This window comes from Thiomonas sp. (assembly GCF_054608695.1).
Map to the genome: position 1 here is coordinate 26,938 of NZ_JBTRXV010000026.1, position 20,020 is coordinate 46,957.

The 20,020-nt window shown below is 64.9% G+C and carries 20 protein-coding genes; 18 read left to right on the forward strand and 2 right to left on the reverse strand.

The features are described 5' to 3' along the window. Nucleotides 1-8: 8 nt before the first annotated feature. The gene (locus ACYCUK_RS10720; protein WP_461594754.1) at nucleotides 9-1,388 is read right to left on the reverse strand and encodes an AtzE family amidohydrolase; all 1,380 of its coding nucleotides are present in this window, start codon (nucleotides 1,386-1,388) and stop codon (nucleotides 9-11) included. Between the two features lie 50 nt (nucleotides 1,389-1,438). Then, nucleotides 1,439-1,645: a DUF4089 domain-containing protein gene (locus ACYCUK_RS10725; RefSeq protein ID WP_461594755.1), complete on the reverse strand. Its 207-nt coding sequence runs from the start codon at nucleotides 1,643-1,645 to the stop codon at nucleotides 1,439-1,441. A 540-nt stretch (nucleotides 1,646-2,185) separates the two neighbouring features. On the opposite strand from ACYCUK_RS10725, the gene ACYCUK_RS10730 reads away from it, so the two are divergent. The 18 genes from ACYCUK_RS10730 to ACYCUK_RS10815 all read left to right on the forward strand — a co-directional run bounded on the left by ACYCUK_RS10730 (nucleotide 2,186) and on the right by ACYCUK_RS10815 (nucleotide 20,002). Continuing rightward, nucleotides 2,186-3,037, forward strand: a complete 852-nt coding sequence (locus ACYCUK_RS10730; RefSeq protein WP_461594756.1) for a transporter substrate-binding domain-containing protein — start codon at nucleotides 2,186-2,188, stop codon at nucleotides 3,035-3,037. A 24-nt stretch (nucleotides 3,038-3,061) separates the two neighbouring features. After that, on the forward strand, nucleotides 3,062-3,718 hold the full coding sequence (locus tag ACYCUK_RS10735) for an amino acid ABC transporter permease (RefSeq protein WP_461594757.1): 657 nt from the start codon (nucleotides 3,062-3,064) through the stop codon (nucleotides 3,716-3,718). A 14-nt stretch (nucleotides 3,719-3,732) separates the two neighbouring features. Continuing rightward, on the forward strand, nucleotides 3,733-4,392 hold the full coding sequence (locus ACYCUK_RS10740; RefSeq protein ID WP_461594773.1) for an amino acid ABC transporter permease: 660 nt from the start codon (nucleotides 3,733-3,735) through the stop codon (nucleotides 4,390-4,392). Then, nucleotides 4,389-5,204 carry an amino acid ABC transporter ATP-binding protein gene (locus ACYCUK_RS10745; RefSeq protein ID WP_461594758.1) on the forward strand — a complete coding sequence of 272 codons (816 nt, stop codon included), beginning with the start codon at nucleotides 4,389-4,391 and terminating at the stop codon, nucleotides 5,202-5,204. The genes ACYCUK_RS10740 and ACYCUK_RS10745 overlap by 4 nt, the downstream gene beginning before the upstream one ends. Next, complete coding sequence (locus tag ACYCUK_RS10750; protein ID WP_461594759.1) at nucleotides 5,201-5,956, forward strand: DUF1989 domain-containing protein; 756 nt, start codon at nucleotides 5,201-5,203, stop codon at nucleotides 5,954-5,956. Before ACYCUK_RS10745 ends, ACYCUK_RS10750 begins: the two co-directional genes overlap by 4 nt. Next, nucleotides 5,953-7,215, forward strand: a complete 1,263-nt coding sequence (locus ACYCUK_RS10755; RefSeq protein WP_461594760.1) for an amidohydrolase/deacetylase family metallohydrolase — start codon at nucleotides 5,953-5,955, stop codon at nucleotides 7,213-7,215. The genes ACYCUK_RS10750 and ACYCUK_RS10755 overlap by 4 nt, the downstream gene beginning before the upstream one ends. A 29-nt stretch (nucleotides 7,216-7,244) precedes the next feature. Further along, nucleotides 7,245-9,641: a xanthine dehydrogenase family protein molybdopterin-binding subunit gene (locus ACYCUK_RS10760; protein ID WP_461594774.1), complete on the forward strand. Its 2,397-nt coding sequence runs from the start codon at nucleotides 7,245-7,247 to the stop codon at nucleotides 9,639-9,641. After that, complete coding sequence (locus ACYCUK_RS10765; protein WP_461594761.1) at nucleotides 9,638-10,468, forward strand: FAD binding domain-containing protein; 831 nt, start codon at nucleotides 9,638-9,640, stop codon at nucleotides 10,466-10,468. The genes ACYCUK_RS10760 and ACYCUK_RS10765 overlap by 4 nt, the downstream gene beginning before the upstream one ends. Next, on the forward strand, nucleotides 10,465-10,986 hold the full coding sequence (locus tag ACYCUK_RS10770; protein ID WP_461594762.1) for a (2Fe-2S)-binding protein: 522 nt from the start codon (nucleotides 10,465-10,467) through the stop codon (nucleotides 10,984-10,986). The genes ACYCUK_RS10765 and ACYCUK_RS10770 overlap by 4 nt, the downstream gene beginning before the upstream one ends. Beyond that, nucleotides 10,976-11,617 (forward strand): SRPBCC family protein, encoded by a 642-nt coding sequence (locus ACYCUK_RS10775; protein WP_461594763.1) that lies wholly within the window; start codon nucleotides 10,976-10,978, stop codon nucleotides 11,615-11,617. Before ACYCUK_RS10770 ends, ACYCUK_RS10775 begins: the two co-directional genes overlap by 11 nt. Nucleotides 11,618-11,627: 10 nt before the next feature. Continuing rightward, complete coding sequence (locus ACYCUK_RS10780; protein ID WP_461594764.1) at nucleotides 11,628-12,899, forward strand: YlbE family protein; 1,272 nt, start codon at nucleotides 11,628-11,630, stop codon at nucleotides 12,897-12,899. 43 nt (nucleotides 12,900-12,942) lie between these two features. Beyond that, entirely contained in the window at nucleotides 12,943-13,734 is a 792-nt protein-coding gene (locus ACYCUK_RS10785) for an aldolase (protein WP_461594775.1), read from the forward strand. 41 nt (nucleotides 13,735-13,775) lie between these two features. After that, a complete protein-coding gene (locus ACYCUK_RS10790) occupies nucleotides 13,776-14,708 on the forward strand; it encodes a 2-hydroxyacid dehydrogenase (protein WP_461594765.1) in 933 nt (310 codons plus the stop codon). A gap of 23 nt (nucleotides 14,709-14,731) precedes the next feature. Continuing rightward, nucleotides 14,732-15,526, forward strand: a complete 795-nt coding sequence (locus ACYCUK_RS10795) for a 5-formyltetrahydrofolate cyclo-ligase (RefSeq protein WP_461594766.1) — start codon at nucleotides 14,732-14,734, stop codon at nucleotides 15,524-15,526. Between the two features lie 104 nt (nucleotides 15,527-15,630). Continuing rightward, nucleotides 15,631-16,656, forward strand: a complete 1,026-nt coding sequence (locus tag ACYCUK_RS10800) for an XdhC family protein (RefSeq protein ID WP_461594767.1) — start codon at nucleotides 15,631-15,633, stop codon at nucleotides 16,654-16,656. Further along, nucleotides 16,644-17,180, forward strand: coding sequence for a nucleotidyltransferase family protein (locus ACYCUK_RS10805; RefSeq protein WP_461594768.1), 537 nt, complete (start codon nucleotides 16,644-16,646; stop codon nucleotides 17,178-17,180). The genes ACYCUK_RS10800 and ACYCUK_RS10805 overlap by 13 nt, the downstream gene beginning before the upstream one ends. Before the next feature lie 294 nt (nucleotides 17,181-17,474). After that, complete coding sequence (locus tag ACYCUK_RS10810; protein WP_461594769.1) at nucleotides 17,475-18,959, forward strand: ABC transporter ATP-binding protein; 1,485 nt, start codon at nucleotides 17,475-17,477, stop codon at nucleotides 18,957-18,959. Beyond that, complete coding sequence (locus ACYCUK_RS10815; RefSeq protein WP_461594770.1) at nucleotides 18,956-20,002, forward strand: ABC transporter permease; 1,047 nt, start codon at nucleotides 18,956-18,958, stop codon at nucleotides 20,000-20,002. The genes ACYCUK_RS10810 and ACYCUK_RS10815 overlap by 4 nt, the downstream gene beginning before the upstream one ends. The last annotated feature ends 18 nt before the right edge of the window (nucleotides 20,003-20,020 follow it).

The window sequence follows — 20,020 nt, forward strand, 5'->3', positions numbered from 1 at the left end:
GGGTGTGGTCAGAAGGGAACGGGGGTGGCGACCGCCACGCCCTCGGTTTCCAGCATTCTTGCGGCGCGCAGGGCGATGTCCTCGCGCCAGGGCGGGGCGATGAGCTGCACGCCCAGCGGCATGGTGCCCGGCGTATGCCGGATCGGCACGGCGACCACCGGCAGGCCGATGCATGAGATGGGCTGGGTGAGCAGGCCCATGTTGGCGCGCGTGGGCAGCATGCGGCCGTCGAGTTCGAAGTCTTCGCTGCCTAGAGGCTGCGCCGGCACCGGCGTCGCAGCAGCGATGAGCAGGTCGTAACGGCTGAAGAGTTCCAGGGCGCGAGCGTGAAAGCGCGCGCGCACGCGCTGGGCCTGTGCATACCAGGCCGCTGGGACCATGGCCCCAGCGGCGAGGCGGTCGCGTGACAAGGGTTCCATCTGGTCGTACTGGACGCGCAGATGGTCCAGGTGTAGTTGCCCGCCTTCGGTGGCGGTGATGAGAAAGGCCGCGGAGCGCGCGGCGTCCACGCCGGGCCAATCCACCTCGTCCCGCGCGCCGAGGGCATCGGCGGCCATGCGCGCAGCCTGGCGCGCTTGCGGCCCGGCGTGGTTTTGGAAATAGCCGCCGAGCAGGCCGACGCGCAAGGGGGCGCCCGGCAGCATCGGCGCGGTGTCGGCGCGCGCCGGTTCGCCCGCGCGGAGCGCTTCGTAGCACAGGACCAGATCGTCCGCGCTGCGCGCGAAGGCGCCGAGATGGTCGAGGTTGTAGACGAAGGGGTAGCTGCCGTGGCGTGACAGCCGGCCAAAGGTGGGTTTGATGCCGAAGATGCCACACAGCGAGGACGGCACGCGGATCGAGCCGTTGGTGTCCGAGCCCAGCGTGAGTGGCACCATGCCTGCGGCAACCGCTGCAGCGCTTCCACCCGAGGACCCGCCGGCGCTGCGCGTTGGATCGTGCGGGTTGCGCGTCGGGCCGTGGTGGCTGTTCTCGGTCGTGAAACCGTAGGCGAATTCGTCCATGTTCAACGCACCGACCAGCACGGCGCCGGCAGCCTGCATGCGTTGCACCAGCACGGCGTCGTGTACGGCGGAGGGCTGCGTGGCCAGCAGCTTCGAGCCGGCGAGCGTGGTGAGCCCGGCGATATCGAACAGGTTCTTGACCGCATAGGGCACGCCGGCCAGTGGAGGCAGCGGGATGCCTTGCGCGCGCATGGTGTCGATCTTGCTCGCCTCGTCGCGTGCGCGCTGCGCCGTGATTGCGGTGAAAGCGTTGATGGACCCGTCGAACGCGGCAATGCGCGCCAAGGCCTGTTCGGTCACTTCCAGGGCCGAGATCTCGCCGGCGGTGATGGCCTGCGCCAGGGTTCCGGCGGCTTGCAGCGGAATGGAGGAGTCGGGTGTTGTCATGGAAGATCGTCTCGCCGGCAGGGTTGTTGGGTGAGGCTGTGCGCCGGCGTTCAGGGCGTGAAGACCGGCGCGGGTTCGTCGGCAATGCCTAAATGCTCTTCCGTCAGCATGGAGGCCATGGCTTGCAGGCGCGCCCATTGGGCTGCCATGCGCTGCACGGCGTCATCCGCCAGCACGAGGTCGAGTTGTGCCGCGGCGCATCGAACCATGTCGATGTGGGTCGGGGCGTCAGCGGATGGTGTGGGGGTGTCGTGCATGGTTTGCCTCAATGTTGGCATGGGTCGATACGGCGGCCTTGGTGCAAGGCGCACCAGGGCGGTGCCCCTTGCGCACTGGAACCGGGTGATGCCGGATGCCGCGGCATGTTCCCCACGTTGGATTCGTGGTGCGGGAGCGTGCGGACGCGGGATGGTCGGGCGGGATGTGCATCACAGGGGTGTCCAGGCTTGTATGCAAGGGGTGTGCCAATTGGACCGAAGCATGCTGGGCAAGTGTCCGAGATGTCTCGGTTGATGGGGCATCCGTCACAGTTAGGGTCTTGCGTGACATGTTGTCTGCGTGGCGCATCGCTTGGGTACCGCCGGGCTATGGCACGCATCTTGCATGGAGTCTTGTGCACAAGATTACCGACGTGGTTCCTGCCGGAATGGACGCAGTCCGCAGCGTCGGTGCTAGGAAGTCCAGGATGGCAAGGGCAACAAGAGAAGAGTCTCCGGCGCAAGTGGGGAACTCTCTCGCAGTTGGACGAGCTTCACATTTCTTTCCACTATATCGCGACTCAGTAAAGGGACTCAAACATGAAACCGAAGATGCTTCTGCTCACCGGGATTCTCGCAGCCTTCGCCACCTCCTTCGTGGCTCAGACGGCTTCTGCCGACCTTCTTTCCGAGATCAAGGCGAAAAAGGAAATCGTGATCGGCACTGAGGCGGCCTTCCCGCCGTTCGAGTTCGTCAAGGACGGGAAGATCGTTGGTTATGACGAGGACGTCATGCACTACATCATGGCCGGCCTGCCGGGCGTGAAAGTCGACCAGATGAACGTGCCATGGGAAGGCATCCTGCCCGGCCTGGCGGCGAAGAAGTTCAATATCGTGGTCACGGCGGTGATCCAAACCCAGGAGCGCGTGGAGAAATTCCACTTCACCCAGCCGTTGGCGGATGCGACCGTCGGCCTGCTGGTGCACGCTGGCGACACGTCGATCAAGAAGCCGGAGGACATCAGCGGCAAGGTCGTGGGATCTGAGGCGGGGTCGGGCATGATGAAAGTGCTCGAGATCTACAACGACAAGCTGAAGAAGGAAGGTAAGCCAGGCGCCAAGGAGCTTAAGGGCTACGTCAGCATCCAGGATGCCTTCGCGGATCTGGCAGCGGGTCGGATCAACGCCGTGGCGCAGTCCATCTCGAGCCTGGGCCCGTTGGTGAAGGCCAGGCCGGATACGTTCAAGATGCTGCCCGATGTCATCGGACCCAAGTCCTACTTCGGCTTCGTCGGCCGCAAGGGGCCGAACAGCGACTCACTGGTCAATTTCTTCAATGACCGTATCACCGAGTTGAAAAAATCCGGCAAGCTCAAAGAGCTGCAGATGAAGTGGTTCGGCTTCACCATGGACCTGCCGGACGTGGTCACCGTGCCGGAAGCGGCGAAGTAAACAGCGCAAGAGGCCGGGACGGACATGGGCGCGGCGGCGCGGTGGTTGCAGGATGCAGGGCCCTTGCTGGCCGGCGCGCGCATGACCATCCTGGTATCGCTCGCCGCCATTGCTCTTGGCTTCACGCTGGGCGTGCTGATCAATCAGGCGAGGAAGCTGAAGATCGCTCTCGTCCAGTACGTGATCGCGGCCTACATCAGCTTCTTCCGCGGCACGCCGCTGCTGGTGCAACTGCTGATGTTCTTCTACATGCCCAGCACGGTGGGGATCAACCTCCCCCCCGTGCTGGCGGCCATTCTCACCCTGAGTATGAATACGTCGGCCTTCCAGTCGGAGATCCTGCGCGCGGGGTTCGAGTCGATCCCCAAGGGGCAGATCGAAGCCGCCAGGGTGTTTGGCATCCCGGGGCATGCCATCCTCATGCATATCGAGCTACCCAGCGTCGTGCGCTATACGCTGCCCGGACTGGTCAGCGAGTTGATCGATATCGTCAAGATCTCCTCACTGATCTCCGTCATCGCGGTCACCGAAATCATGCGGGCGGGCCAGGAACTGGTGTCCACGACCTACCGTCCTCTGGAAATCTACATCCTCGTCGGCTTGGTCTATCTGCTGCTGACCTCTGGGCTGGCCTTGCTGGGTCGTGCACTCGAGGCGCGCTTCGCGCGAGCCTACCGATGATGGCCTTCCTGGACATGGGTGGGAAGGCCCATGAGTTCATTCCTGCACTGGGCCTCACCTTGTTCCTGAGCCTGGCCAGCGCGGTGCTGGGCCTGGTGCTGGGTTTCGCCCTCAACGCTTTGCGCTTGTTCGGGCCAGAGTGGGTGCGGCGTGCGATTCGCACCTACGTCTGGCTGATTCGCGGCACGCCATTCCTGGTGCAGATCTTCGTGCTGTACTTCGGCTTCCCCTCGCTGGGCATCACGCTGTCGGCCATGCAAGCCGGGGTGGTCGGGCTGTCCCTGTACGCGGCGGCCTATTTCAGCGAAATTTTCCGTGGCGCGTGGAACGCGATCCCGCGCGGCCATGTCGAGGCCGCGGGGTCGCTTGGTATCGGACGGCGGCAGGTCTTCTGGCACATCCAGCTGCCGCAGGCCGTCACGTTCGCGCTGCCCATGCTGGTCAACCAGTTCATCCTGACGCTGAAGGAATCCTCCATCGTGTCGATCATCACGGTGCCGGAGCTGACGATGACCGCCGGCAAGATCGTCGCGGAAACCTTCAACTACCTGGGCCCGTATCTGACGATCGCCCTGTGCTACTGGGTCATGGCCACGGCCATGGGTCTTCTCGGAAAAGCGATGGAAAACTTTTTTGCACGCCGGCTCTACGGTGTTGGAGGGACGGCGCGATGACGTCGATGATTTCGATGCGCGGGGTTTGCAAGAACTTCGGCACGCAAGCCGCTCTGACCGATTTCAACCTCGAGGTGGGCCGCTCGGAAATCGTCACCCTCATCGGTCCATCCGGCTCGGGCAAGACGACAGCCCTGCGCTGCATGAACTTCCTCGAAACCCACGAGGGGGGGGAGATCTACATCAAGGGCGCCCGTCTGGGGTATTTCGAGGACGCTGCGGGCCGGCGCCAGCGCGATACGGAGCGCAATATCACCGGCGTGCTCAGTCCGCTGGCGATGGTCTTCCAGCAGTTCAACCTCTGGCCGCACATGACGGCGCTGGAGAACGTGATGGCGCCGCTGGTGCTTGGCCGGCGCATGGCGAAGGACAAGGCAAGGAATATCGCCGGCGCCGCGCTGGAGAGGGTCGGGCTGAGCCATCGCGCAGCCCACCATCCCGCCCACCTCAGCGGTGGCCAGCAGCAGCGCGTCGGCATCGCCCGGGCGCTCGCCATCCAGCCCGAGGTGCTATTGCTCGACGAGCCAACCTCAGCGCTGGACCCCGAACTGGCCGACGAAGTTCTGGAGATCATTCAGGCTCTGGCCAGGGAGGGAATGACCATGGTCATGGTGACCCACGAGATGAGTTTCGCCGCCGATATCTCGTCGCGCGTGGTGTTCATGGAGGCAGGGGAGATCATCGAGGCAGGGCCGCCGCGGTCGATCTTCGAAACCCCGGACTCTGAGCGCCTGCGCGATTTCTTGGCTCCGTGGAAACGTCGCGGCCTCGCCGTGCACATGGGCCGGAACGCAGGCACGGAGGCGGTATGACTACGGCAGATGGAACCTTTGGCGCTGCGGCGTGCAGCACGTGCGACAACGGCGCGCCACTCGGCTTGAACCCCACGGCGGACCATCCCATTGCGCCAGGCGGCATCCCGAACCCCGGCGCAACCTATGTCGTTCCGGCACGGCAGGGACGTGCCGTGCGGGTGCGGCGCGGGCAGACCGTGTGCATCATCAACCCGCACGGCACGCAGGTCGGCGACGCCTGGGCGCTGAATACCGACGACCTCGGCGAGTATCTTTCGATGCCGCATACGCGCGCCGCGACCGACCATCTGATTCCACGCGTGGGCGACGTGCTGGTGAGCAATCGCCGCCGCCCGATGCTGCGCTTTTCTGCCGACACCTCGCCGGGCGTCCACGACACGCAGATGGCCGCCTGCGACCTCTACCGCTACCGCGGACTCGGCGTCGCCGACTACCACGACAACTGCGCGGACAACTTCCGCATGGCGCTGCAGGCGGTGGGGCTGCGGGCGCAGGACGTGCCTGCGCCGCTGAACCTGTGGATGAATATTCCATTCCAGCCGGACGGCAGCGTGGCGTGGCTGCCACCGGTGTCGAACCCGGGCGATCACGTCATGTTCACGGCGTGCATGGATCTGGTGGTGGTTCTGTCGGCCTGTCCGCAGGACATCATCGCCATCAACAATCGCAAGCCGATGGAACTGCATGTCCAGGTGCTCGACGCGGATGTAGGCGCGGCATCATCGAAAGAAAAGGAGAGGTCAACATGAAGACGATACTGATACTGTTACGCAGAGGTCGGGTGATAGATCCGGCCGCGGGTGTGGATGAAGTCGGCGACTTGCTGATACGCGACGGGCGTATCCAGGCCATCGGGCCGGATCTGGCGGATCCCCAGGCCGAGGTGATCGACTGCGCCGGCCGACTCGTTCTACCTGGCCTAATCGACACCCACGCGCATGTCTATCAGCATGTGACGGGCCGCTTCGGCCTCAATGCTGATCTTTGCGGAGTGTATTCAGGCGTCACGACACTGATCGACCAAGGCGGAGCGAGCTGTATGACCTTGCCGGGTTTTCGTCACTACGTCGTTGAAACCGCGACTAGTCGTGTCTACGCTTTCCTTTCGGCCTATTTGGTTGGTGGTCTGGAAGGGCATTTTTACCCCGAGCTATACCGTCCGGAATGTCTGGATGTCGACGCCACGGTGAAAGCTGCGCTCGCCAACAAGAGCTTGGTCAGAGGCATCAAGGCGCATGCGGAACTCGGTGGCTTCGCGCGCTGGGGCGTGGAGGTCATGCGGGCTTCAGCGCGCATCGCGGAGCAGGCCGAGTTGCCGCTGTACATCCATTTCGGCCAGCTCTGGCCGATGCCGCACCAGGCGATCCACAAGGTGGAGGCCGACACCATCCTGACCCAGGTCTTGGATCTGCTCAAGCCCGGCGACGTGCTGGCCCATCCGTTCAGCCGTCATCCGGGCGGTTTCGTCAACGACGACGGGCGCTTGCATCCGCTGGCCCTCGAAGCTGCGGCGCGCGGCTTGAAGATCGACGTCGGCCACGGCTCGCATTTCAGCTTCAAGGCGGCGCGCACCGTGCTGGAGGCCGGCATCGTGCCCGACACCCTGGGGGCTGACATGCACGGCTACAACACCCCGGTTCCGGCGCCGGCTGGAACGCCAGACGAGCACCCGGATCAGGACCACATGTTCCTCGGTCGCACCCGCTTCAGCCTGGTGTCGGCTATGACCAGCATGCTGGCCCTCGGCCTGACGCTGGAGCAGATCGTGCCGATGGTCACGTGGCAGGCCGCGCGCATGGCGGGGCTGGACGACGGTGCCGGCACCCTACGTCCCGGCGCCGCGGCAGACATCACGGTGCTGGCCGACGAGCGCGGGCGCTGGGTGCTACGCGACAACGAAGGCACCCAGGTCGTGGCGCAGCGGTTGCTGCAGCCGCTGTTCTGTCTGCGCGCGGGGGTTCGCTTCGATGCGCAGGCTTCCATTCTTCCGGTGGCACAGGCGGCATGAACAGCGTGACAGATACGGAGACGCGGGCGATGTCGCGTGCCGGGGTTGAAGAGCGCCCCGGACCCACCTCCCTCGCGCAGGGGATCGGGGCTTCGCTGCCGCGCAAGGAAGATGACCGCTTCATGCGTGGCCGCGGTGAATACGTGGCCAATATTCGCATGGTCGGGATGCGCGATGTGGCCTTCGTGCGAAGTCCCGTTGCACATGCGCACATCCGCGGCATCGAGAAGCCCGCGGGCGATGAGGATTCCGTGTACGTGCTCGCGGATCTCGACGCCGTGCGGCCGATCGTGGCTAATTCGGGCCTGCCCGGATTCAAGGCTTCGGCACAGCCGGTCCTGGCCGGGGACAAGGTCCGCCAGGTTGGCGAGATGATCGCCATGTGCGTGGCCGATACGCGTGCGCAGGCCGAGGACATCGCCGCGCAGGTGTTCGTCGATTTCGAGGAGTTGCCTGCGGTCGTTGACATGCTCGCCGCGCGCCAGCCCGGCGCGCCTCTGGTGCACGAGCATTGGGGGGACAACGTCTTTCTGGAAACGGAGGTGGATGCGGATCTGGACGACATCCGTCGCTCTGCGGCGATACGTGTGCATCGTCACTTGCGGACCGCGCGCCAGAGCATGTCGCCCATGGAAGGGCGAGGCGTGGTGGCCTACTGGGACCGCCGTCTTGAACAACTCGTGGTGTACACAGCGGCCCAGATGCCGCATATCAACCGGACTGGCCTGGCGGGTTGCCTCCGCTTGAACGAAGGTCAAGTCCGCGTGATTGCTCCGGATGTCGGAGGAGGCTTCGGCTACAAGGGCATCTTGCTGCCCGAAGAGGTGTGCGTGGCTTGGCTTGCCATGCGCCTGGGCCATCCCGTGCGCTGGATCGAAGACCGGCGGGAACAATTGACGGCCAATGCCAATTGCCGCGAGCACGATTACGACATCACGGCCTATGCCGATGGCGACGGCCGTCTGCTGGCCGTGGACTGTGAGGCCACCGTCGATTCGGGGTGCTATTCCTCCTACCCCTTCTCGGCCTGCCTAGAGGCGGCGCAGGTCAGCAGTATCTTGCCCGGTCCCTACAAAATGGAGCGCTACCGTTGCCGCACCTGGTCGGTCGCCACCAACAAACCGCCCATCCTCCCCTACCGCGGCGTGGCCCGCACCGGCGTGTGCTACGCGATGGAGTCCGTGATGGACGCCATTGCCGTTGCCGCACGGATCGAGCCTCACGAGGTGCGTCTGCGCAACCTCGTGCAGCCGCACGAGATGCCCTACGACAACATCACCCACAAGCATTTTGACAGCGGCGATTATCCGGAGAGCGTGCGCCGCGCCGTCAAGAGCATCGATTTGGGCCAGGTTCGCGCACGGCAGCGAAAGGGGGAAGCGGACGGTCGCCGCATCGGATTTGGCCTCGCCGTCTTTTGCGAGCAGGGCGCGCACGGCACTTCGGTCTATCACGGCTGGGGCATCCCCATGGTGCCGGGGCGCGAACCCGCCATGGTCCGGCTCACGCCTGACGGCGTGCTGGAAATGCGTGTCGGTGTGCATTCGCATGGGCAAAGCATGGAAACCACGCTGGCCCAAATCGCGCATGAGGTTCTGGGCATCGATACCGGGCGCGTGCGCACCGTGCTCGGCGATACCGGTACGACTCCGTATTCCACCGGGACCTGGGGTTCGCGCTCCATCGTTATGGCGGGCGGAGCTGTCGCGCAGGCGTGCAAGGAACTGCGGGAGCGGCTGATCCACATCGGCGCATGGCTGCTGAAGCAGGATCGTGCGCAGGTCCGCTACGCCGGTGGCGCCGTGGTCGGGACTACCGGCGATGTCGGCATCGCCGAGATTGCCCATGTCTGGTATCTCAAGCCGCACCTGTTGCCACCGGATGTCGATTCGCGTGGGCTGGACGTCGGCGTGACGTATCAGACCCGGCGCGACTCTGGAACCTTCAGCTACGCCTGCCATGCGGTGGTCGTCGCCGTGGATATCCAACTGGGGCAGGTGGAGATTCTCGACTACGTCATTGTCGAGGACGGGGGCGCGCTGATCAATCCGATGGTGGTCGACGGTCAGGTCTACGGCGGCGTGGCACAGGGCATCGGAACCGCCCTTTACGAGGAAATGCGCTACAGCGCCGATGGCCAGCCGCTGGCGTCCACGCTAGCCGACTACATCCTGCCGGGCGCCACCGAAGTTCCGGCGATTCGCATTGAACATATGGAAACCAAGTCGCCCTACACCGAATTCGGCCAGAAGGGCATCGGCGAAAGCGGCGCCATCGGCTCGCCCGCCGCAATTGCCAACGCGGTCAATGATGCGCTGCGGCCGTTCGGGGTCGAGATCAACGAATTGCCCATCACGCCGCGTGTGGTCCTGGGTGCGCTCGCGGCTGCGGCGGGCCGATCCACCACCCATGGAGAGGCTGCGTGAAGGCCGCGCATTTCGACTATGGCCGGCCGGCGCGGTGCGGCGAGGCCGTGGCGCAGCTTCGGCAGGGCGGCGGCGGTGGCAAATACATCGCCGGAGGACAGTCGCTCGGGCCGATGATGAATCTGCGTCTGGTCCAGCCGGATCTGCTGGTGGATTTGCGCGCGATCGACGCGTTGCGCGAATGCCGCACGGAAGATGGCTACACGATGCTGGGCGCGCTCACCACGCATGCCGCCATCGAGGATGGCCTCGCTCTGGACCCCACGCGCGGCATGATGCCCTGGGTTGCGCACGGCATTGCCTATCGGGCCGTGCGCAATCGCGGAACACTCGGCGGCAGTCTTTCGCATGCGGATCCCGCGGCAGACTGGGTCAATCTGATGGCCGTGCTCGACGCACAGTACTTGGTGGAAGGGCCTGCCGGCGCGCGCACCATTGACCAGCCTGACTGGATACTCGGAGCTTTCACGACTGCGCTGCACGAGGATGAGATACTGACTGGCATTCGCATTCCAGCGCTATCAGCCGACTCGCGCTGGAGTTACTACAAGTTCAATCGCAAGGCCGGGGAGTTCGCCGAGGCCATCGCGGCTTTCGTCGACGACCCACAGCGCGGGGTAAGGCGCGGCGTGATCGGCGCCCTTGCCGGTGCGCCCTACGTCATCTGCGATGCGAGCCCCTTGATCGATGCTTGGGACGATGCATTCGCTCACGAACAGTTGGTCGCAGCTGGGTTGGAGCCGGATTCCTACGACTACAAAATTCATGCGGTGGCCTTGGCGCGAGCTGCGCATGCCGTCAAAACATTTCGCGGAGTCAATGCATGACGACACTTGAACTCAAGGTCAATGGCAAAACCGTTTGCACGGAGGTGGAGCCGCGCACGCACCTCGCCGATTTCCTGCGCGAGAAGCTGCTCTTGACGGGAACCAACCTAGGCTGCGAACAGGGCGTCTGCGGCGCTTGCACCGTGATGATTGATGGCGTGCCGACACGCTCCTGCATCGCATTCGCCGTGACCTGTTCCGGCGCCGAGGTGCGCACCATCGAACACTTCGACAACGACCCGGTGATGCAGGAACTGCGAGCCGCTTTCACGGCGGAACACGCGCTGCAATGCGGCTATTGCACGCCAGGAATGCTCGCCACGGCGAGGGACATCGTCACGCGCCTGCCCGAGGCCGACGATGCGCGCATTCGTCACGAGCTATCCGGCAACCTCTGCCGCTGCACGGGCTATGTCGGCCTGGTTCGCGCCATCCGCCGCGCGCTGGATGCACGTCACGCCAGCGCCAACGCGACACCGTGCCCAACCATGCCGGAAGGTGAACATCGTGGACATTGAACAGTCCTTCCGCGTGCCGTTTCCGCGTGCAACCGTGTGGCGCAGTTTTCAAGATACTGAGGGCATCGTCGCTTGCCTTCCTGGCACCTCGCTGACCGAGCGGCCCGACGACGGCAAGCTGAAGCTCGTCATGACCGTCAAGCTCGGCCCCATCGTGGCGGCGTTTGCCGGTGACGGCGAAATGGTCTTGGATGACAGCTCCTATGCCGGGCGTGTGACAGGTGGAGGCAGCGACCGCAAGACGGGCTCGCGCGTCAAGGGTGATGCAGCCTTTTCGTTGCACGCGGAACCGAACGTGGACGCGAGCGAAGCGACCAGGGTCGAGGTGCATGTCAACTATTCCATGGTTGGCAACCTTGCGCAGTTCTCGCGGGGCAATCTCGTGCAGGAACTGGCGGGACGCCTGACGCAAGCTTTCGCCCAAAATCTCCAGCGCAAACTCGAGGCCGAATCCGCCGCGGTTCTGCCGGCAGCCGGCCCGGATGTGGCGCAGCCGACCGCAGTGCCGATTGCCGCGTCCCCAGCCCCGGTCGGGGAACGCGTGAATCAGCCGCTCGATCTCGGGCAACTGTTCTGGCCTCTGCTGATGGCACGCATGCGTAGACTGATTTACTTCTGGCGGCGGGCCTAAGGTGCCGCATATGGAGACAATCAGCCCAGGCCGCACGCGGGCAAACCTGGGGCCGCCGGGTTTCACGCATGCCAATGAGGCGGCGCTGGCGCGTATGGCCACGGTCGAGCCTGCTTGGCTGGCGGTGCGGACGGCGCGCGAGGCGCTGCGTCTGCCGGACTTCACGCTCTTGCACGCGGGCCCACCGTTGGCCGACCTGCGCCGCCCGAGCCCGCCATTGCTGGCCTCTGCCATTCTGGCTTGTCTGTACGAGTGCTGGGCGCTCGACGAATCCGATGCCGAGAAAGCCATTGCCAGTGGTCGCATCACCCTGCGTCCAGCGCAGGAGTGGGGCGCGGTGACGCCCTTGGCGGCCGTCATCTCGCCACGCTCGGCCCTGGTCGAAGTCAGCGATCTCGGGTGCGCAACAGGCACCGCCCCGCGCGCATGGTCGTTATTGTCGAGCGGGGCGGGGCCGCAACTGCGTTTCGGAAGCCTCGACCGTCGTGTCCTGGAGCGCATGGCGTGGCGCGATGGGCCGCTCGCCGATTGCCTGGCGGCCTGGTTGCAGATCGCGCCGATTCCGCTTTGGCCGCTGGCGATCGCCGGCTTGTGCAACGGTGACGATTTGCACGCGCGCACGTCCGCCGCCAACGCAGCACTCGTCGCGCACTTGCAGCCGATGATGCTAGGTCAGGCCTGGAGGGGGCCGGAGCTTGAGCAGCGCAAGGTTGCCGAGATGTTGTCGGGGTCGCCGCTGTTTTTCTTGACGCTCTGGATGGCCGTCTGCCATCTGCTGCTCGCCACGGCCCACGCCCCCGGCTCGACGCTCGTCGTCGGTATGGCTGGCAACGGGCAAGACCTAGGCATTCGGCTTGCTGGCAAGCCGAATGCCTGGTTTGTCACGCCGGGCACAGCGCCCGCAGGGCCACGTCTCGAGGGCGCGGAGCAGGCCGAGGCATCGCCCGTGATCGGCGACAGCGGTGTCATCGATGCCGCGGGTTTCGGTGGCCAGGCTCTGGCCGGGGCGTCCGAAGTGGCCGAGGCACTGGAGCCCTGGCTGCCGGCGGATTGGCGCCAGCGACCGGCCGCGCTACTGGCGGGGCTACATCCCAAGCTTGCCGGGCTCGGCCTTCGGTCGGCGCTGGATGCGGCCATGGTGGGCGCGCGCGGGATCGCGCCCTTGACGGCAATCGCCATGCTGGATGCCGCAGGCCGCAAGGGTTTGCTGGGCCGGGGCCTGTTCGTGCCTCCGGTCGAAGTGTTCCAGCGGGCCGTGGTGGCCGTGCTGGGGAGCACATGAGCGCTTCGCGCAGGCAAGCCGGGGCGCCCGAGTCTTGCGTCAGATGTCTTTCAACAGGGAACGCAACATGACCCGACTTCACGCTGTCGACCAAGCCAGAATCGACCTCTGCGCCGCGCTGCGGCAATGCCACAGGTTTGGCTACTCGGAGGGCATCGTCAACCATTTCAGTTATGCCGTGCCGGACATGGAGGGCTATTTCCTGATCAACCCGGAAGGCGTGCACTGGTCGGAGTTGCGGGCCGCCGATCTCTTGCTAATCGACGTAAACGGAACCGTCGTCGAGGGGGCACACAAGGTCGAGCCCACGGCTTTTTACATCCACGGCCGTATTCACCGCACCAAGCCCGACGCGCGCTGCATCTTGCATACGCATTCCTTGTATGCGACGGCGTTAGCCATGTTGGAGGAGGGCCGGCTGGAGATGGCGAGCCAGAGTGCCGTGCGGTTCCATGAGCGCGTGGCCTATGACCGCCACTACAACGGCCTGGCACTGGACGATGAGGAAGGCGATCGCCTGGTTTCCTGTCTGGGCGACAAGGACGTGCTGTTCCTGGCCAACCATGGCGTGATCGTGTGCGGCCCGAAAATCTCCTGGGCGTTTGACGACCTTTATTTCCTCGAGCGTGCCTGCCAACTTCAGCTTCTGGCACAAGGCAGTGGTCAGGCACTGCTTGCGGTTCGTCCGGATGTCGTCGCGCAGGCGGCCGCGGCCTTGACGAGTGCACGGGAGCGCGCGCTTGCGGACCTGCACTTCGAGGCCCTGAAAAGAGAGTTGTCGAGGCTGGACCCGGACTGGAGTCGCCTCGACGAGCCCACGCGCATTGGCGCATAGGCGGTCGCGAAGCGCCATCGCCCGAACTCCCTGGGACACCGATGCCTGGAATCCTGTTCTACAGCCTTTACGACGATGCCGAGGCATGGCGCGCGCAATTCGCGCTGAATTTCCCGGATTGGTCCTTTCACGGCTGGCCTGACGTGGAGGAGCCGGACGTCATTGAGGTGGCACTGGTCTGGAAGCCGCCGCGCGGGGCCTTGAAGGCTAGCAGGAATTTGCGCCTGATCATCAACCTCGGCGCCGGGGTCGATGCAATCCTGAGCGATCCCGAATTGCCGGAGGGCGTGCCCATCGTTCGCCTGAACGATCCCGGCATGGCGGCCATGATGATGCAGTACGTGCTGTTTTGCGTGTTGAATTACCACCGCAATTTTCCAGAATTCGCGCAGGCACAGAAGCAGCGCCGCTGGCACTACATTCACCCGCGCCCGGCGCGGCACACGCATATCGGCTTGCTGGGGCTGGGCATGCTGGGCGGCTTCGTGGCGATGGAACTCAGTCGCCAGGGGTTCACGGTGTCGGGCTGGGCGCGCACGCCCAAGCAAATCGACGGCATTGCGACCCTCCACGGCGCACGTCCCCCAAGCGAATGGCTGCGGACGCTGGACATCCTGGTGGTGCTGCTGCCGCTGACGCCGCAGACCCGCGGTCTGGTCGACCGCACGGTGCTGCAGGCGCTGCCGCGCGGTGCCAAGCTTGTCAGCGTCGGGCGCGGCGCGGTGGTCACCGAGGCCGATCTCATTGACGCCCTGCGCGACGGCCAGATCGGCGCCGCGACGGTGGACACCTGCGAGCAGGAACCCCTGCCGACCGAGCATCCATTCTGGGCCATGGAGAACGTCATTCTCACGCCGCATCTGGCCAGCGTGGCCGTGCCGGAATCTTGCATGGCGCAGATCGTCCGCGACATCGAGGCGGTGCGTGCCGGGCAGCGGCCGGCGCACGTCGTCGATCCGGCGGCGGGCTACTAACGCATCACAAAGGAGCGACAACCATGGCCGAAAACACCGCACCCCCGTCAACCGACGCAGCACGCTGGGCGGGCCGCAACCACGACAAGGACTTCTTGCGCGACGAGATATGGTCCGCGCTGGAGCGCCGGGCGGTGGGCGTGGGGCCGGTGCGCAGCCGCATTCCGAACTTCGTCGGCGCCGACATGGCTGCCTGGCGTCTGGCCGCCACCCCTATGTGGCGCGACGCCCGTGTGGTCAAGTGCAACCCGGACCCGCCGCAGATTCCGCTGCGTTTGCGCGCGCTTTACGCCGGCAAGCAGTTGTACATGCCGGTGCCCGAGTTGAAGCGTCCCTATCCATTCGTGCTGCTCGATCCGGCGCAGCTCGCCGCCCGCCAGGTCTCGTTCGAGCTTGCCGCCACCTCGCAGGGCGGCGTGGCCCATGGCGTTCCTGTGCAGATCCAGGACCTGCCGGCCCTGGATCTGGTGGTGGTGGGCTGCGCGGCGGTGACCCGCGAAGGCGGGCGTACCGGCAAAGGCGGTGGCTTCGCCGACCTCGAACTGGGCATCTTCCGCGAGCTCGGCAAGCTGCCTGCGGGCACACCCATCGTCACGACGGTGCATTCCTGCCAGGTCGTGGCGGCGGAGCGTCTGCTGATGCTCGGCCACGATTCGGCGCTGGACTGGATCTTCACCGAAGAGGAGAGTATCGAGACCCGCACCCCCTATCACCAGCCGCAAGGGGTGGCCTGGGACCAGGTCGAGCCCGATCAGTTTCGCGACATTCCCTTCCTGGCCGAACTACGCCGGCGGATCGAGCAGGGAGAGGCGCGCTGAGGGGGCATGATGACTTCAGAGATGTATGAGGAAATCGTCGCACTTTTCGTTGCTCATTGATGATGTGGTGAAACTACTAACCAGGATTGAAGGAGGGCACATTTATGGAGAGTTTGGATCTGCAAGTTCTGACCCGCATCCTTGCCTGGAGACGCTCTGGTCATGCTGTCTCGCTAATGACAGTGGTGCAGACTTGGGGGAGCGCACCGCGCCAACCTGGTGCGCTGCTCGCCGTGCGTGACGATGGTGTGATCTGTGGATCGGTTTCAGGAGGCTGCATCGAAGATGATCTGATTGCGCGAGCCAAGGGGGCAATAACAGGCGGTATAGATGCGAAAGCTGCTTTACCCTCAGTCGTGATCTATGGTGTTGACAAGGAGGCGGCGGTGCGTTTCGGCCTGCCCTGTGGAGGCACCCTGCAACTTGTGCACGAACCGGTGCTAGGTGTGGGCTGGATCGATGGAGTTCTAGGGCACATCGCGGGACACCGGCTAGTAGTGCGCACATTGGATCTGGCCACCGGTCGCGTTACCCTGGCTATCGCGTCGCGAGGTCAGGGGCTGGTCTTCGATGGACGGACCTTGATCACAGTTTTTGGGCCGCGATGGCGCATACTTCTCATCGGCGCGGGGCAGCTCTCGCAGGTGGTGGCGCAACTGGCTCGCGTACTGGACTTTGAGGTGTTGGTATGTGATCCACGCGAGGAATATATGGCGCCCCTGGACCTCGAGGGCGTGTGCCGGATGCCAGGCATGCCCGACGACGTTGTGCGCGAACTGCTGCCTGATCCGCACACCGCGATAGTGGCGCTCTCGCATGATCCCAAGCTTGATGACATGGCCTTGCTAGAAGCCTTGAATTCAGCGGCTTTTTATGTGGGCGCGCTGGGTTCCCGGCGCAATCAGGTTGTTCGCAAGCGACGCTTGGCCGAGCACTTTGACCTAAGCGCTGAAGAACTTGCACGTTTGCATGGACCCGTGGGACTCGACATTGGCGCGCGAACCCCGGCAGAGATCGCTGTGTCCATCATGGCCGAGATCGTGCAGGTCAGGAACGTAATCAGCCAGCGCGAGGGGCATATGCCGGGCTGTGTCATTGACTTCGAGCAGTCAACAGCATGCAGCCTGTGATTTTGTTGCTTGCCTCGGGCCAGGGAAAGCGTTTTCTCGCCTCCGGTGGTGCAACTCACAAATTGCAGGCCCGACTCGGTGACCGAACTGTATTGGAACATTCCTTGGCGATGGTGCGCGCCAGTGGGTTGCAATATCACCTTGAGCAAGGGGATCACGCGGGTATGGGTGATGCCATTGCCGCTGCGGTGCGTGCTTGCCTGGGAGCGGCAAGCTGGCTCATTCTGCCGGCAGATCTGCCGTTGCTGCAGGCACAGACGATCCGTCAAGTCGCCCAGGCGCCCGCGAACCTGGCTGTAGTGCGGCCTATCTATCGAGGCCGTCCAGGGCATCCCGTGCGCTTTTCCCGCCTGTGTGCCGAAGCCCTGCTGGCGCTCAGCGGCAACCAAGGTGCGGCTGCAGTGGTGCGTGCCTACGGTCTGACTGAGTTATCGGTCGACGACCCAGGGTGCGTCACCGACATCGACACGCAGCAGGACTTGCAGCAAGCGCTGCGGATCATGCGTTTGTGTGACGAGGAGTGAGTGGTCACCTGTTCCGTGACATCCACCTTCTGCAACAACTCCGTACACGCGCCGAGTTTGATCAACAAAGAGAGTTCTGAGCGTCAAGGCATTGGCAAGCTCCGCAAGGAGCTTCTGGCATTTATCTTGCTTGTGTTTTCGCACATGTATGCAAGCGCAGATGCAAGATCCCCAAATTCAAACATGCAGGACCTGGAGTCGGTAGTTGACCATAGGCCGAAGCCGCTCATCAACGACCAACTACCGACAGAGCTTCTATCCCAGGGTCATCCATTGATTAACTGACTTTCGTCCATGCACATCCAGCTCATCGACATCAGCAAACGCTTCGGCCCGGTACAGGCCAACGACGCGGTGTCGCTGGACATCGGCGAAGGCGAGGTGCTGGCCTTGCTGGGCGAGAACGGCGCCGGCAAGAGCACGCTGATGAAGGTGCTGTACGGCTACTACCGTGCCGACGGTGGCCAGGTGTTGCTGGACGGGCGCGAGGTGGACATTCCTTCGCCGCGTGCCGCCATGGCCCTGGGCATCGGCATGGTGTTCCAGCAGTTCAGCGTGATTCCGGCGCTCACCGTGCTGGACAACCTGCTGCTGGCCTATCCCGGCGCCCCGCTCTGGCATGGCGCCGACAACACCGCGAAGATCCTGCGCCTGCTGGCCGAGTTCGCCCCCGGCGTGCCGCCCCGGCGGCTGGTGTCGGAACTGTCGGTGGGGCAGAAGCAGCAGGTGGAACTGGTCAAGGTGCTCAACCTCGACGCCCGCCTCATCATCCTCGACGAACCCTCTTCGGTGCTCGCGCCCGAAGAGGTGCAGCGCCTGCACGCGGTGGTGCGCAAGCTGGCCGAATCGGGGCGCAGCGTGGTGTTCATCACCCACAAGCTGGATGACGTGCGCGCCTGCGCCCATCGCGTGGCGGTGATGCGCGCCGGCAAGCTGGTGGCGCAAGCCGACGCGCGCGGTCTCGACGCCGCGCAACTGGTGGCGCTGATGGTGGGCGACACCAGCTTGAAGCCCGTGGCGCAGACCGCGCCACCGGCGAGCGGCGTGGCGCGCATCAGCCTGCGCAACTTGCGCTGCAGCACCGAGTCGCTGGCGCTGGAAGGCATCGACCTCGACATCGCGCCGGGCGAGGTGCTGGGCGTTGCCGGCGTGTCGGGCAATGGGCAGGACTTGCTGGCCGACGCCGCAACCGGCATGGCCCCTCTGCAGGACGGCGAGGTGCTGCTCGACGGCGAGGTGCTGCACAGCCGCGACACCCGCCAGCCACACGACACGCGGCAGGGCTATATCCCGGAGTACCCGCTGAAAAACGCCGTGGCGGCCGAGATGCGCAACAGCCTCAATCTGGCGCTGCGCGGCCTGCTGCGCCTGCCGCTGTTTCCACGCTGGGCCAAGCTCGACACCCGCGCCGACGAACTGATGGCGCGCTACGACGTGCGCCCGCGCCAGAGCGGCCTGCCGTCGGGGCGGCTGTCGGGTGGGAATCTGCAAAAGCTGGTGATCGCACGCGAGCTGTCGGAGCCGCGCCAGTTCGTCGTCGCCTGCTATCCGACCATGGGCCTGGACTTGCACGCCACGCAGGCGGTGTACGACGAGCTGTTCCGCCAGGCCGCCGCGGGCGCTGCCGTGCTGTGGATTTCCGAGGACCTGGACGACCTGTTGCGCTACGCCCACCGCATCGCCGTGCTCTACCACGGGCGCATCGCCGGGGTGCTCGCGGCGGGCGAGGCCGACCGCGTGCGGCTCGGGCATTTGATGACGCATGGGGAAGCGGCATGAAATCGTTCTTCGCCCTGCCCTGGGTCGACCGCGTGTTCGTGCCGCTCGTCGGCTCGGCCGTGTTCCTGGTGCTGGCGGCGGTGTTTTTCCGGATCAACGGCTATGCGCCGCTGCAAATCTTCAGCCAGATCGTGCAGGGTGCGTTCGGCAGCGCCTTCTCCACCAACACCACGCTCGGCAAGACCATTCCGATTTTGTTCTGTGCCCTGGCCACGGCCTTGCCGGCGCGCATGGGTCTGGTGACGGTGGGTGCGGAAGGGCAGCTTTACTTCGGCGCCCTCACCGGCACGGCGGCGGTGCTGGCCATGACCGCCGCGCCGTTCTGGGAGCTGTTTCCCGCCGCGCTGCTGCTCGCCTTGCTGGGCGGCGCGTTCTGGGGCGCCATACCCGGCGTGCTGCGCGCGGCGCTGGGGGTGAACGAAACCATCGTCACCATCCTGATGAACTACATCGCCATCAAGCTGGTGGAGTACGCGGTGTACGGGCCGTGGAAAGATGCCGCCAATCTCGGCTGGCCGGCCACCATCGCCTTTCCCTCCGCCGCCAAGTTCCCCGAGCTGCACCTCGGCGCGTTCTCCAGCAACTGGGCCCTCGTCCTGGCGGTGCTGCTCGCCCTCGGCCTGCATGTGCTGGTCGAGAAAAGCCGCTGGGGCACCGGCTTGGCGCTGCTGCGCAGCAACCCGCGCGTGGCGCGCATGGCGGGGCTGTCCTATGCCCGCCACGCCATGGCGGTGATGGCGCTGGCCGGCGGGTTCGCCGGCTTGGCCGGACTGGTGCAGACGGCGAATGTGCAGGGCCATCTGCAGCCCGACATCTCCTCGGGCTACGGCTATATCGGCTTCCTGGTGGCGTGGCTGGCGGGACAGAACTTCCTGCGCATCATTCCGCTGGCGCTGATCATGGGCGGGCTGCTGTCCGCCGGCGACGCGCTGCAGCTGTTCGCCCAACTGCCGTTCTCCAACACCCTGGTGATGCAGGCGCTGTTGTTCATCAGCGTGCTGGGCGTGGGCGCCTGGCGGGCCAAGCGCAGGAGTGCCGCATGAACCTCGCCGCGTGGTTCG

Coding starts and splice junctions, on each gene's coding strand:
- ACYCUK_RS10720 (WP_461594754.1), bottom strand. CDS start 1,388: ATGACAACACCCGACTCCTCCATTCCGCTGCAAGCCGCCGGAACCCTG.
- ACYCUK_RS10725 (WP_461594755.1), bottom strand. CDS start 1,645: ATGCACGACACCCCCACACCATCCGCTGACGCCCCGACCCACATCGAC.
- ACYCUK_RS10730 (WP_461594756.1), top strand. CDS start 2,186: ATGAAACCGAAGATGCTTCTGCTCACCGGGATTCTCGCAGCCTTCGCC.
- ACYCUK_RS10735 (WP_461594757.1), top strand. CDS start 3,062: ATGGGCGCGGCGGCGCGGTGGTTGCAGGATGCAGGGCCCTTGCTGGCC.
- ACYCUK_RS10740 (WP_461594773.1), top strand. CDS start 3,733: ATGGGTGGGAAGGCCCATGAGTTCATTCCTGCACTGGGCCTCACCTTG.
- ACYCUK_RS10745 (WP_461594758.1), top strand. CDS start 4,389: ATGACGTCGATGATTTCGATGCGCGGGGTTTGCAAGAACTTCGGCACG.
- ACYCUK_RS10750 (WP_461594759.1), top strand. CDS start 5,201: ATGACTACGGCAGATGGAACCTTTGGCGCTGCGGCGTGCAGCACGTGC.
- ACYCUK_RS10755 (WP_461594760.1), top strand. CDS start 5,953: ATGAAGACGATACTGATACTGTTACGCAGAGGTCGGGTGATAGATCCG.
- ACYCUK_RS10760 (WP_461594774.1), top strand. CDS start 7,245: ATGTCGCGTGCCGGGGTTGAAGAGCGCCCCGGACCCACCTCCCTCGCG.
- ACYCUK_RS10770 (WP_461594762.1), top strand. CDS start 10,465: ATGACGACACTTGAACTCAAGGTCAATGGCAAAACCGTTTGCACGGAG.
- ACYCUK_RS10780 (WP_461594764.1), top strand. CDS start 11,628: ATGGAGACAATCAGCCCAGGCCGCACGCGGGCAAACCTGGGGCCGCCG.
- ACYCUK_RS10785 (WP_461594775.1), top strand. CDS start 12,943: ATGTCTTTCAACAGGGAACGCAACATGACCCGACTTCACGCTGTCGAC.
- ACYCUK_RS10790 (WP_461594765.1), top strand. CDS start 13,776: ATGCCTGGAATCCTGTTCTACAGCCTTTACGACGATGCCGAGGCATGG.
- ACYCUK_RS10795 (WP_461594766.1), top strand. CDS start 14,732: ATGGCCGAAAACACCGCACCCCCGTCAACCGACGCAGCACGCTGGGCG.
- ACYCUK_RS10800 (WP_461594767.1), top strand. CDS start 15,631: ATGGAGAGTTTGGATCTGCAAGTTCTGACCCGCATCCTTGCCTGGAGA.
- ACYCUK_RS10805 (WP_461594768.1), top strand. CDS start 16,644: ATGCAGCCTGTGATTTTGTTGCTTGCCTCGGGCCAGGGAAAGCGTTTT.
- ACYCUK_RS10810 (WP_461594769.1), top strand. CDS start 17,475: ATGCACATCCAGCTCATCGACATCAGCAAACGCTTCGGCCCGGTACAG.
- ACYCUK_RS10815 (WP_461594770.1), top strand. CDS start 18,956: ATGAAATCGTTCTTCGCCCTGCCCTGGGTCGACCGCGTGTTCGTGCCG.